The organism is Halocynthiibacter sp. C4, assembly GCF_028823805.1.
Lineage (GTDB): Bacteria > Pseudomonadota > Alphaproteobacteria > Rhodobacterales > Rhodobacteraceae > Falsihalocynthiibacter > Falsihalocynthiibacter halioticoli.
Map to the genome: position 1 here is coordinate 142,409 of NZ_JAPEIE010000004.1, position 11,759 is coordinate 154,167.

Below are 11,759 nucleotides of genomic sequence, written 5' to 3' on the forward strand. Positions count from 1 at the left end.
TGAATAGATGAACTACAACACATACTTATGTATCGGAATTGATGGTGACTTTCTTTCAGAAAAAATACGGCAAACATCGAATTGCGATCGGGCTATTTGCCCTGGTGACGCTGGCCGCAGGAGGTGTTTTCTACGCCAAGGGAAACTCCCTCCATATGATGTCTCAGCACATGTCCGGGGGCGGCCATATGCACGGGGCCGATGGAACTGGACATGATGAGATCAATATGCCGGGCTTACGTGGGGAAAATGCGACACCTGAAGAGAGCGCCGAACTTGCAGTCATGTTCCGCAATTTTGAGACTATCACGCGGGAAGTCACCAATCTTCCCAATGGTATCCGTACAGTCACGCGATCATCGGATGAAGAGGTGATGAAGCAATTGGTCAGCCATGTCTTTGGAATGATCCGCCGCGTAGAGGAAAAAGACGACCCCGAGATCATCATTCAGAGCCGGACTTTGGATGTTTTCTTTCAGCGGGGCGACAAAATCGAAACCGAGATCGAACTGACTGACGAAGGCATCGTAGTCACGCAAACGTCACAAGACACAGAACTTGTCGCGGCGCTCCAACAACACGCTGCCGAGGTCACAGATATGGTTGATCGTGGTATGGAAGCAGTTCATGAGATGATGATGCAATAGGACGAATACACCAGTACCAAAAGTTTGGCCCTCTAGCCCAAAAGCCGCCATTGGCCGCGAAGCAGAAAATCGATAGTTTGGGCTCGTTGCGGCCATCGGAGGCAGCGCAGCATCTCGACAGATCGGCGGGTCCGAGGCCAAACGAACGGCACCCTTCACCGCTGGCATCCGGTGCTACAGTGCGGCCCATCATTGCTGCCATTCATACTGGATGCAGCATTTTGACCGTTGACCGGCTGCAGCGCGGACGAACGCGCTCCGAAACTGCATTTGCTTCAAACGATGCATAGCTGTTCCGGATGCGGCTTCAGATCGATCCGAGGTAATACCCGATGGCCTCCGCCAATTCCGTCTCCTCATAGCCAAAATGGGAGCGTACGACCTCTTCAAGTTTTCGGTACGTGGTGGCGGCGCGAACGAAGTTCGCCTCTTCCGGATCTTCCATCAGCGCGGCCGCAGCGCGGCCGAGGCGGATGATCAACTCGTGGACCACCTCGTGCTCTGATAGCAGCTTGGCGACGACCTCGCGAAACCTCCCTCCACCAGCCGCCTCGATGCGGGGGAACATATCGGAACCTTCAATGTCGTGGTGGAATTTGAGCACCTGGCACTCGCGTCCGCAAAGGTTTCCGAATGCCCGTAAATTCTCCGCCATATCGAGTGAAAGTACAATCTGCCTCAGATTTTCGGGCGGAGCGTCTCCCGCTTCAATCCGCGCCAACACCGCTCCAATTTGGGCCATCTCCATCAGATAGTGACGGTGGATGGCCGCCAGCTGTCGACCTTGGCGGCGGTGAATGTCTGTTGCTGCCGGAACCTTCGGCGCTTTGGGCCGCGAAAACTCGTCAATTGACAGGTCATCCAGCGAATGTGTTGAGAGGTCATTCATGTTTGGCATGAACGCCTCTGATTTCGCCAAGTCAAGAGCGTCGACCTTGCTAATTGGGCGATTACCTTCCCGATGCACGCTACATCGGCCCTTACCTGCCGTTGACCACCTCATCTCGATGCTGCGGTCGCAGCCCGCTTTGCGGTCATTCGCTGCAGACGCAAACTCCGGGCTTCATCGAACTCACACCCCGCGGACGAAGCTGCCGTTGGTCGAAAGTCCGCTTTTGAGTGATGGCGTGAAAACGATGACTTCCCAAACTATCTTTCGTTTCGTCCCTTTCCCGCGACGATCTTTGCCCGTGCCTGTTCAATTCGCCGTTTTCGGGTTTCGGGCTGTTTTGCATCGGAGAAGTGCAGCACCCAGCTGCGTTGCCGTCCCGGTGTTAGCTCATCGAAGGCTTCCGCCAGGTCGGGATCGTCATCAAGGGCGTCGTGTAGTTCATCTGGATAGTCGAGGTTGTCCTTTTCGGTAAACTCGACTTCCAGCCCGTCCTTTTCCACCTGTATGGCTTGGTCGATAAAGCGTCTGATCGTGTCTTCGCCGTCTTCGATCTCGCCCAGATTCTCGAAATGAAGTCGCCGCATGGCCTGGGAGTGCCTGCCGGGCTGGACCAGAAGGCCGTCCTCGTCCTCAAGAAGTGACCCTTTGAAGAAGCCGAGGGCGCAGCAGTTCTTCATCCCGTAGATGACGACGACATTGCTGTCATCATAGGCATAGCAAAGCTTGCCCCATTTCACGCGCTCTTCAAGGCCGCAGTCGAGGATGACGTCGCGCAGTTTGCGCCGTTCGTCCTTCCAGTTTTTCTTGCTCAGCAGGTCGTTGACCTTGGGATCGCCTGTCATACCTGTTGTCCTTCAGTCTCAATACGGCGCGACGAACAGTCGTCCAAGCACGATCACCGCACAGACAGTCGCGACTGCCAGCCAGTAGTACATCGGTCCATTGTCTTCGGCTCCAGCGCGCAGGTGAACGCCGGAGAACACCAGCATTTCCAGAGCGATTCCGATGGCTGCAACCGGAACCAGCCATCCTAGTGATGGTGCGAGAGCCGGAATGACGAGTCCAGCGGCGCAGATCAGTTCCAACGGGATCAGGACCGTCCAGACCCAGTGAGGCAGGGCGGTCAGGGTCGGCACGGCCTGCTCAGAGTTGAAGAGCTTCCATCCGGCACCGATGGCCGTGTGCAGGGCCAGCAGCGCCTGAAGAATCCAGAGGACAATGCTCATTGGCCGTCCCCCTTGTCGAGATCGGCAATGACCTCCTCCAACCGGTCAAGGAATTGTGTCCAACCGGCAGTGGCCCCGTGATAAGCTTGGTCCTGACCGGGGCCGAAGCCCGATTGCTCCATTCTCAGATGCGTGCCGGTGGCGGATTCCGTCAGGGTCCAAGTCACGACGCTCTCCAGCCCATGCGCTGCCCAAGAATACGAAAGAGTCTTGAGAGGTTCGACGGCCAGAACCTCACAGGACACTTTGCCCCATTCGGCTTCCAAATCGAAGCGGTGGCCGATCTCGGGTTTGAAATCGCTTCTCATTAGCCACTCCTCTATGAGGTGCTTTTGTGTCAGCGCGCGCCAGACCTTTCCCGGTGCGTGGCGCAGCACGCGTTCCTTGACAACCGTGCGCGTTTTCGTTTCGGTTTCCATCACTGGTCCATCCTTTTCAGAAGATCATCGAGGTCGTCGAGCTTGGCATCCCAGAACCGGCTCATGGTTCGCGTCCAATCGACAAGCGGTGCCAGTGCCTCGACATTGGCGACATAGCGGGTTTGACGCCCTTCCTGCCGTCCACTGACCAGGCCTGCCTGTTTGAGGACAGCCAGATGTTTCGAGACGGCCGGTTGGGAAATCCCGGCGTGTTCGGTCAGTGCCAGGACATTTTGCGCGCCATCAAGACACAGGTGCTCGAAGATCGCCCTGCGGGTCGGGTCCGAGAGTGATCGGAAGACTGTGTCGTGTTGATGCGACATGACGAATAGCCCTTCAGTTATGATTTACTCATAACCGGCGGGATATGAATCTGTCAATCACGAACTGATGCAGCTGTTTATGGGCCTAAAAGCAGACATTCACCGCGTTGCAGAATTTTGTAGGTCTGGGCTCACTGCGGACCTCGGATGCGCCGCAGCATCTGCCCAATCTGGCTTGCGAGGCAAAGCATGGACGGCCCATACCTGCCGTTCGCTCATCGATCAGAATGCTGCGCTCGCAACCCGCAAAGCCGCCATTCGCTGCACGAGCTTAAACCATCAGAATTTCAAGGGCTGTTCTGCGGGACAGAGTTGCCTTTCGCTGCGGCTGCGCCGATGACTGCTGTGCGTGCTTATCGACCACAGCAAAAAACTACGGGCAGGCTTTAGGTGCTTTTTTCGGTCCCAACGTTCTGGGTCGTTTGGCGGTCCCCTTGTTGCTGACACGCCGAAAAAGGTCCGCCGAAGAATGCGGATGCAATCAGGCTTCGGCGACCGAAATGTCTGCCTGTGGGCAGATCAAGCCGCAGTGATATGCGACAACCACTCAACAAAAAGATCTCGTGGTTGATAAACCGCCTCATCCTTTGGCCAAACGAAGAAGTACGATCCTACGGAGACATCCACCTGAGATCGCAGCACAATCAGGCGGCCGTCTTCCAGTTCTTGATCGACCAAATAAGTCGGGACCAATGCCGCTCCCATGTCATGGATCGCAGCTTGGATCATTGACGCAAATTGATCGACAAGCATTCCTGTAGGTGGCGGAACATCCTGACCGGAGGCTTTTGCCCATTTTTCCCAGGCATCTGGCCGTGTTTCCAGGTGCAATAAGGGCAACGTGAATATTTCGTCGATGCTATCGGACTGGATCGAAGCAGCAAGTCTGTGCGAAGCGACCGGCACGACAGCTTCTTTCATCAGCTCGAGAAAGTTCACATCTGACCAGTCCCGTTCGCCAAAATGGATCGCACCGTGAAATGTCTCGGTCGAAAAATCGAACGGCTTGATCCGGGTGCTGAGATTGATGGTGACTTCGGGGTGGCGTTCGACAAAATCTGGCAGTTTTGGCGCCAACCACCGCACCCCAAAGGCGGGAAGCATCGCGATGTTAAGTTGCCCGCCGTCGGGATTGGCTTTTAGCCTCAAGCTCGCTGTGCCGATTTGCTCCAACGCCGCTCGGATGTCTTGACAATAGTCATACGCCGCTGGTGTCAGGCTGATACTTTTTCTGTCCCGCGTGAATAGGGGCGTTTCAAGGTAGTCCTCTAGAACTTTCAGCTGCCGACTAACCGCGCTTTGCGACACGCCAAGCTCTCGCCCTGTCTCGGTGACACTGCCTGTCCGCGCAAAGGATTCGAGCGCGCGCAGGGCCGTCATCGGGGGAAGAAATCGTTTGGGATGCAGCATAGGTATGAGTTTTTTGCATTTATTATACGATAATTGTGTTTCCCACACATGGTCAGGTCATGTCAAACGACCCCAATGAATGGGGGCTGTCATGCTCAAAAGATCAAAGAGAATTGACGGAATGGCACTGTCAGAGATCGTTGCAATCTCTGAACAGGCTGCACGGATGCGTGCATCGGGTAATGATGTTTTAGCATTAAGTACGGGCGAGCCAGATTTTCCGACGCCCGCGCATATCTGTGATGCTGCCCACAAGGCGATGTTGGCTGGACAGACACGCTATCCCCCGACGATTGGCACGCCTGCGTTGCGGGCTGCAATTGCTGATCGTGCAAATGTAGAGCCTGCCAACGTGATCGTGGCCACAGGGGCAAAACAGGTCTTGGCCGACCTGTTCCTAGCGACCCTGAACGAAGGCGAAAACGTTGTTGTCCCCACGCCGTATTGGACCAGCTATTCCGACATTATCGCCCTTTCCGGTGGGCAATCTGTTTTGGTGCCATGCGAGGCCGAGGCCGGGTTCAAGATGACCCCAGATCAGTTAGAGGCAGCCATCACGCCGCGGACGCGCTGGCTCTTGCTGAACTCACCGTCCAATCCATCGGGCGCGGTCTACAGTGCTGTGGAACTGCGGGCCCTTGGCGCGGTTCTTGCACGTCACCCCCATGTCTGGATTGCGTCAGACGAGATTTATGATCTGATCAGTTACGCGCCTTTCACCTCATTCCGCACGGCATGTCCCGATCTGGCCGACCGCACCATTGTGATCAACGGCGTATCCAAGGCCCATGCGATGACCGGCTGGCGGATTGGCTGGGGCATTGCACCCCCTGAGCTGATCCAAGCCATGATCGCGGTACAGGGGCAAATCACCTCAGGCGCGTGTTCCATATCGCAGGCCGCTGCTTTGGAGGCCGTCACAGGCGATCAAAGCCATATCGCAGAGCGCCAGGACGCCTTTCGAGACCGGCGCGACTTTGTCGTTCAGACGCTCAATGCCATTCCTGGTATCGACTGCACCATGCCCGACGGCGCGTTCTACGTATTCCCCTCTTGCCAGGCCCTGTTGGGGCACAAGACACCGGAAGGGCAGACCCTCGAAACAGACGCCGACTTTTGCGCCTATGTTCTGGCGTCAACCAGCCTTGCCATCGTCCCCGGACGCGCCTTTGGCCTGCCCGGCCATTTCCGCCTGTCCTACGCCTATGCGCGCGCCGACCTCGAAGACGGCTGCGACCGCCTGCAACGAGCCGTGTCCGGCCTGACCTCTGACTAAAGGAACGCTTTCATGACCCATCAAGACATCCTCGACGCCTGCGGTCTGACCGCCGACCAAACCACCGGCGGCGCTCTGCCTGTAACCACGCCCGTAGACGGCAGCGTAATTGCCAATGTCCCAATGCACAGCGTTGCCGATGCCGAAGCTGCAATCGCCAAGGGCGTGAACGCCTTCAATGCCTGGCGCAAGGTGCCCGCCCCGCGTAGGGGGGAGCTTGTTCGGCTTTTGGGCGAAGAGCTGCGCCGCGAGAAGGAGAACCTGGGCCATTTGGTCACGCTGGAATGCGGCAAGATCTACCAAGAGGGGCTGGGCGAAGTGCAAGAGATGATCGACATCTGCGACTTTGCAGTGGGCCTTTCGCGCCAGCTTTATGGTCTTACCATTGCCTCTGAGCGTCCCGGCCATTCTATGCGCGAAACCTGGCACCCGATTGGCATCTGCGGCATCATCACGGCGTTCAATTTCCCGGCGGCCCCCTGGTGTTGGAACGCGGCGTTGGCGCTGGTTTGCGGCGATCCGGTGATCGCGAAACCGTCCGAGAAGACCCCGCTGACCCAGCTTGCGATCCAAAGAATCTGTGATCGTGCCATGGCGGCCTTCGGGAATGATGCCCCTGATGGGTTGATCCAGACCCTGATTGGCGAACGCGATCTGGGCGAAGCGCTGACGGCGTCGAAGGATGTGGCGATCATCTCCGCCACTGGCTCCGTCCCGATGGGCAAGGCCGTGGCCGCGGATATGTCCAAGCGTCTCGGCAAGACGATCCTTGAGCTTGGCGGCAACAATGCCATGATCGTGGCCCCGTCCGCTGATCTGGAAATGGCCGTGCGCGCAATTGTCTTTTCCGCTGTTGGCACGGCCGGTCAGCGTTGCACAACTCTGCGCCGCCTCATCGTCCACGAAGACGTTTATGACCAGCTGATCCCGCGTCTCGCCAAAGTCTATGCTGGCCTGTCCATCGGCAGCCCGCTTGCAGATGGCACGCTGGTTGGCCCGCTGATCGACAGCGCCGCAATGAACGCGATGGAAAAGGCGCTGGAACAAGCGCAATCCGAAGGTGGCACCGTGCATGGCGGTGGTCGGGCCTTGACCGATCAATACCCAGACGCGGCCTATGTCTCTCCGGCGATTGTTGAGATGCCAGGGCAAAGCGCGATCATGTATACCGAAACCTTTGCGCCAATCCTTTATGCGGTGAAATACAAAGAGCTGGACGAGGCGATTGCGCTGCAAAACGCTGTGCCGCAGGGTCTGTCCTCCTGCATCTTCTCCACCGATGTGCGCGAGACAGAGTATTTCCTTTCGGCGCAAGGGTCCGATTGCGGGATCGCCAACGTCAATATCGGCCCGTCTGGCGCTGAGATCGGCGGGGCATTTGGCGGTGAAAAGGAAACCGGCGGCGGACGCGAAAGCGGCTCTGACGCATGGCGCGCCTATATGCGGCGTCAGACCAACACGGTGAACTACTCGCGCGAACTTCCGCTGGCCCAAGGCATCTCGTTCGAGATCTGATACCCGTGGCGCGCAACGAGAGCCTTTGGGCAAAGACAGCCCCAGACACCCCCGCATGGTCGCCTCTACAAGAGGCGATCACCGTGGATGTGGTGGTTATCGGTGGCGGGTTCACCGGCGTGTCTGCGGCCTACCATCTGGCTTTAGGCGGCGCGTCGGTGGCTTTGCTCGAAGCGCGCAGCATCGGGTTCGGCGGGTCGGGGCGCAATGTGGGCCTGGTGAATGCCGGGCTTTGGACCCCGCCGGATCAGGTCGAGGAGAAGATCGGCAAAGATGTCGGCGCATTGCTCAATGAGACCTTGGCTGCTGGCCCTTCGGTGGTCTTTGACTTGATCGAACGGAACCAAATCCGCTGCGAAGCTGTGCGGGAAGGGACGCTTCATTGCGCCCATTCCGAAGCTGGCTTGCGCGATTTGGAAGACCGGTGCGCCCAGCAAGAGGCCCGTGGCGCGCCGGTGAAACTTCTCGACGCGAGCGAGACCGCGCGGCGCACGGGCAGTACCGCGTATTGCGGGGCGCTTTGGGATGGGCGGGCCGGAACAATCCAACCGCTGGCCTATGTGCAAGGGCTTGCGAGGGCTGCAGCAGCGCAGGGCGCGCAGATTTTTGAAGACTCCAGCGCGGTTTCGATCACCGAAGGCGCTAAGGGCTGGACGGTGAAGACAGCGCAGGGCGAAGTGCGCGCAACGCGCCTTATTCAAGCCACCAACGCCTATGGCGTCGATGCCGCTGACGACAACGCCATCGTGCCGGCCCATTTCTTCCAGCTTGCCACAGCACCTTTGCCCGATGACCTGCAGCGCAGCCTCCTGTGTGGGCGCGAAGGCTGCTGGGATACGGCGCTGATCATGTCGTCGTTTCGAATGGATCAAGCGGGGCGCATTATCTTTGGTGCGTTGGGAAACCTCGAAGGGGTTGGGGGCCGCATGCATCGGGGCTGGGCCAAGCGGAAATTGGCCAAACTTTTTCCCCAGCTTGCGGGTGTCCCTTTTGAGCAGGACTGGACGGGCCGCATCGCCATGACCTGCACCTATCTGCCGCGTATTGAACGGCGCGGAAAGGCTGGCATTTCGATCTTTGGCTATAGCGGTCGCGGTATTTCGCCGGGCACGCTTTTCGGGCGCGCGGCCGCTCAGTGGATCCTGGGCACGGGCCAACTGCCCCTCCCAATCGAAGCCCCCAAATCCGAAACTTATGCCGCAGCAAAGGGTCTTTACTACGAGACCGGCGCGGCGCTCACCCATTTCACAAACGGGCGCTTTTAGGCGCCAGAGGATAGATTATGAAAGTCTCCCCCAACCAAATCCGTGCTGATTTTTCCGCTGCTATGTCCGCCATGTACCGCGAAGAGGTGCCCGCCTATGGCACACTCGTTGGGATTGTTGAGCAGGTGAACAGGGGCGTGCTGGACCGCGAAGACAACGCGCTGGCATTGACACCCGGCGAAGACACGAACCGCATCAGCGCCGAACGCCACGGCGCGATCCGGCTCGGCACAGCCGAGGAACTGGCCATGATGGGCCGCGTCTTTGCCGTGATGGGGATGGAGCCGGTCGGCTACTATGACCTCTCGGTCGCCTCAGTCCCTGTGCATTCGACTGCGTTTCGCCCCATTGGACGGGACGCGCTGGCCGAAAACCCCTTCCGCGTCTTCACCTCGCTCTTGCGGCTTGAATTGATCAAGGATGACGGCCTGCGCAAAAAGGCTGCTGCGACGCTCGCCCGCCGCCAGATCTTTACCGATGCGGCCATTGCTCTGACAGAAAAGGCCGAGGCCGAGGGCGGATTGAACGAAGCCGACGCGATCCGCTTTGTCGCTGAGGTGCTGGAAACCTTCCGGTGGCATCCCGAAGCCTGCGTTGATGATACCACGTTCGAAGACCTGATCGCAGCGCACCGGTTGATCGCCGATGTCGTGTCTTTCAAAGGGCCGCATATCAACCATCTGACACCCCGCACGCTCGACATAGACGCAGCGCAGGCGGACATGGTGGCGCAAGGTCTGCCCGCCAAGGCTGTGGTCGAAGGCCCCCCGCGCCGCAAATGCCCGATCCTGCTCCGTCAAACCGCATTTAAAGCCTTGAACGAAGCCATCCGCTTTCAGGCTGGTGACGGCTGGCAAGAGGGGCAGCATACCGCCCGCTTTGGCGAGATTGAACAGCGCGGTGTGGCTCTGACCCCGAAAGGCCGTGCGTTTTACGATCAACTTCTCGCAGAGGTGCGCGCGGACATCCTGCCAGCGGCAGACGGGTCCAATGCCGCAGATTATGTCGAAAGGCTGGAGGAGGTGTTCAAAGCCTTCCCCGACACATGGCGTGAACTGCACGATCAAGACTTGGCGTATTTCAAATATGCCTCTGGTTCCGGCTCAGCCGTGGGCACAGGGCTGAATGCCCTGCTCGATGCAGGTGCCCTCACCATCAGCCCGATCATCTACGAAGACTTTTTGCCCGTCAGCGCCGCTGGTATTTTCCAATCCAATCTGGGCGATGAAGCCCGCAGTGATAGCCAAGCAGCCTCCAGCCGTTCTGCGTTCGAGGCCGCCTTGGGCAAGTCTGTGACAGATGAGTTCGCGCTTTACGAGGCCATGCAAGCGGCGTCTTACACGGCGGCTTTGGAACAGTTGAGCACGAGAGTGGCATGAACATCCCGGCTGGCATAAAGGCGGTCACTGATCCCAAGGATATGGCAGCGTTCCTGACCGGCGTCCGTGGTGAGGTCGGTCAAAGCCGCGGCGTCTTGCTGCCCGAAACAACGGAGGCGGTTGCCGCCTGTGTGCAGCACTTTAACGCCAGCCAAACCTCCTTTGTTGCGCAATCAGGAAACACCGGGCTGGTGGGCGCATCTGTCCCGGACAGTTCAGGTCAACAGGCGGTCCTGAGCCTGTCCCGCCTGCGCGAAACCTTTGAGCCGGACCTCGCCAACCGGTCAATACGGGTCAGCACGGGTTTTAGGCTGTCTGAGGTTAATGACCGGCTTGCCGAGCACGGGCTGTTCTTTCCCATCGACCTTGGATCTGACCCCATGATCGGCGGCATGGTCGCGACCAATACCGGCGGCGGCCGCTTTCTGCGGTATGGCGACGTCAGGTCCAATACGCTTGGGCTGACGGTTGTTTTGAAAGATGGCGAAGTGGTCCGTCTGGGAGGTCCGGTGCGCAAAGACAACACTGGACCAGATTGGAAGCAACTGCACATCGGCAGTTGCGGTTGGTTCGGCACCATCACCGAAGCGGTCCTGAACCTTGAACCGGTTGTAACAGAACAAGCGACAGCACTTGTCGTGCCGTCGAGCGACGCTGCAATGTTGACCCAGCTGCGCCACCTGGAAACCCGGGTTGGGCCGCTGCTGTCGGCATTCGAATTCATGTCGAAGGCCGCAATGAAGCATACGTTTGCACATGCGGCATCTTTGAAAAACCCTTTCGCAAGGGGCGAGATCCCCGAAACAGCGCTCCTGATCGAATTGTCCCGTCCGACAAAAGCCCCATGGGACACACCTTTGGATAACGTGTTGGAGGCGGTTCTGTCTGAGGCATGGCAGCTTCCTGAAACCCCCATCGAGGACGCGCTTTTTGGTCGCCCCGAAGAAATTTGGGCGTTGCGCCATGCGTTATCGGAAGGGGTGAAATCAGCCGGGCCGCTTGTTGCGTTCGATCTGGGGTTCACACGTGACAAGGTGATTGCTTTCCGAGCGGAGATGACGCGCAAGCTGGCCAAAGACTTCCCAATGATGGAGGTGTGCGATTTCGGCCATCTCGGAGATGGCGGTCTTCATTTCAACCTTGTGAAAACAGATGGGCCTGTCGATCCTAAATTTGAAATGCGCCTGCGTGATATTGTAGTCGACCACGCCGTCAACACCTACGGTGGATCCTTTAGTGCCGAACACGGAATTGGCCCCAAAAACTATCGGTACTTCGAAAAATGGAACCGGGATACAGCCGTTTCACACAAGTCCATACTGCGTTTGGGATAGGCGAACGCCTTAGCTGTAAAGGTCGGCTTTCTGTCTTGCGCGAGCCTTTGTGTTTAGCGCAGCATTCGGCGCT

12 protein-coding genes are annotated in these 11,759 nt (G+C 58.1%); 6 read left to right on the forward strand and 6 right to left on the reverse strand.

Translation table 11 applies throughout. The annotated features are described in order from the left end of the window. Window positions 1–44 precede the first annotated feature (44 nt). Window positions 45–647, forward strand: a complete 603-nt coding sequence (locus OU789_RS15265) for a hypothetical protein (protein ID WP_274656497.1) — start codon at window positions 45–47, stop codon at window positions 645–647. Between the two features lie 307 nt (window positions 648–954). Here OU789_RS15265 and OU789_RS15270 read toward each other — a convergent pair whose 3' ends face one another. The 6 genes from OU789_RS15270 to OU789_RS15295 all read right to left on the reverse strand — a co-directional run bounded on the left by OU789_RS15270 (window position 955) and on the right by OU789_RS15295 (window position 4,965). After that, window positions 955–1,545 carry a hemerythrin domain-containing protein gene (locus OU789_RS15270; RefSeq protein WP_274656499.1) on the reverse strand — a complete coding sequence of 197 codons (591 nt, stop codon included), beginning with the start codon at window positions 1,543–1,545 and terminating at the stop codon, window positions 955–957. Between the two features lie 251 nt (window positions 1,546–1,796). Then, window positions 1,797–2,381 (reverse strand): YdeI/OmpD-associated family protein, encoded by a 585-nt coding sequence (locus tag OU789_RS15275; protein WP_274656500.1) that lies wholly within the window; start codon window positions 2,379–2,381, stop codon window positions 1,797–1,799. Window positions 2,382–2,399: 18 nt separating this feature from the next. Beyond that, window positions 2,400–2,765, reverse strand: coding sequence for a DoxX family protein (locus OU789_RS15280; protein WP_274656501.1), 366 nt, complete (start codon window positions 2,763–2,765; stop codon window positions 2,400–2,402). Beyond that, the gene (locus OU789_RS15285; protein WP_274656502.1) at window positions 2,762–3,184 is read right to left on the reverse strand and encodes an SRPBCC family protein; all 423 of its coding nucleotides are present in this window, start codon (window positions 3,182–3,184) and stop codon (window positions 2,762–2,764) included. The genes OU789_RS15280 and OU789_RS15285 overlap by 4 nt, the downstream gene beginning before the upstream one ends. Beyond that, window positions 3,184–3,507: an ArsR/SmtB family transcription factor gene (locus OU789_RS15290; RefSeq protein ID WP_274656503.1), complete on the reverse strand. Its 324-nt coding sequence runs from the start codon at window positions 3,505–3,507 to the stop codon at window positions 3,184–3,186. Before OU789_RS15290 ends, OU789_RS15285 begins: the two co-directional genes overlap by 1 nt. A gap of 519 nt (window positions 3,508–4,026) precedes the next feature. After that, entirely contained in the window at window positions 4,027–4,965 is a 939-nt protein-coding gene (locus OU789_RS15295) for a LysR family transcriptional regulator (protein ID WP_274656504.1), read from the reverse strand. Between the two features lie 43 nt (window positions 4,966–5,008). Between OU789_RS15295 and OU789_RS15300 the strand changes: the two genes are divergently transcribed. The 5 genes from OU789_RS15300 to OU789_RS15320 are packed head-to-tail and all read left to right on the forward strand — an operon-like array spanning window position 5,009 to window position 11,686. Further along, on the forward strand, window positions 5,009–6,193 hold the full coding sequence (locus OU789_RS15300; RefSeq protein WP_274656506.1) for a pyridoxal phosphate-dependent aminotransferase: 1,185 nt from the start codon (window positions 5,009–5,011) through the stop codon (window positions 6,191–6,193). Window positions 6,194–6,205: 12 nt separating this feature from the next. Next, entirely contained in the window at window positions 6,206–7,708 is a 1,503-nt protein-coding gene (amaB, locus tag OU789_RS15305) for an L-piperidine-6-carboxylate dehydrogenase (protein ID WP_274656508.1), read from the forward strand. Continuing rightward, complete coding sequence (locus tag OU789_RS15310; RefSeq protein WP_446719193.1) at window positions 7,708–8,973, forward strand: NAD(P)/FAD-dependent oxidoreductase; 1,266 nt, start codon at window positions 7,708–7,710, stop codon at window positions 8,971–8,973. Before amaB ends, OU789_RS15310 begins: the two co-directional genes overlap by 1 nt. A 17-nt stretch (window positions 8,974–8,990) precedes the next feature. Further along, the gene (gene hglS, locus OU789_RS15315; RefSeq protein ID WP_274656511.1) at window positions 8,991–10,352 is read left to right on the forward strand and encodes a 2-oxoadipate dioxygenase/decarboxylase HglS; all 1,362 of its coding nucleotides are present in this window, start codon (window positions 8,991–8,993) and stop codon (window positions 10,350–10,352) included. Next, window positions 10,349–11,686, forward strand: a complete 1,338-nt coding sequence (locus tag OU789_RS15320) for an FAD-binding oxidoreductase (RefSeq protein ID WP_274656512.1) — start codon at window positions 10,349–10,351, stop codon at window positions 11,684–11,686. Before hglS ends, OU789_RS15320 begins: the two co-directional genes overlap by 4 nt. Window positions 11,687–11,759 lie beyond the last annotated feature (73 nt).

What these genes read in the sequence shown, in the direction of transcription:
- OU789_RS15270 (WP_274656499.1), bottom strand. Translation starts at nt 1,545, where the DNA reads ATGCCAAACATGAATGACCTCTCAACACATTCGCTGGATGACCTGTCA.
- OU789_RS15275 (WP_274656500.1), bottom strand. Translation starts at nt 2,381, where the DNA reads ATGACAGGCGATCCCAAGGTCAACGACCTGCTGAGCAAGAAAAACTGG.
- OU789_RS15280 (WP_274656501.1), bottom strand. Translation starts at nt 2,765, where the DNA reads ATGAGCATTGTCCTCTGGATTCTTCAGGCGCTGCTGGCCCTGCACACG.
- OU789_RS15285 (WP_274656502.1), bottom strand. Translation starts at nt 3,184, where the DNA reads ATGGAAACCGAAACGAAAACGCGCACGGTTGTCAAGGAACGCGTGCTG.
- OU789_RS15290 (WP_274656503.1), bottom strand. Translation starts at nt 3,507, where the DNA reads ATGTCGCATCAACACGACACAGTCTTCCGATCACTCTCGGACCCGACC.
- OU789_RS15300 (WP_274656506.1), top strand. Translation starts at nt 5,009, where the DNA reads ATGCTCAAAAGATCAAAGAGAATTGACGGAATGGCACTGTCAGAGATC.
- amaB (WP_274656508.1), top strand. Translation starts at nt 6,206, where the DNA reads ATGACCCATCAAGACATCCTCGACGCCTGCGGTCTGACCGCCGACCAA.
- hglS (WP_274656511.1), top strand. Translation starts at nt 8,991, where the DNA reads ATGAAAGTCTCCCCCAACCAAATCCGTGCTGATTTTTCCGCTGCTATG.
- OU789_RS15320 (WP_274656512.1), top strand. Translation starts at nt 10,349, where the DNA reads ATGAACATCCCGGCTGGCATAAAGGCGGTCACTGATCCCAAGGATATG.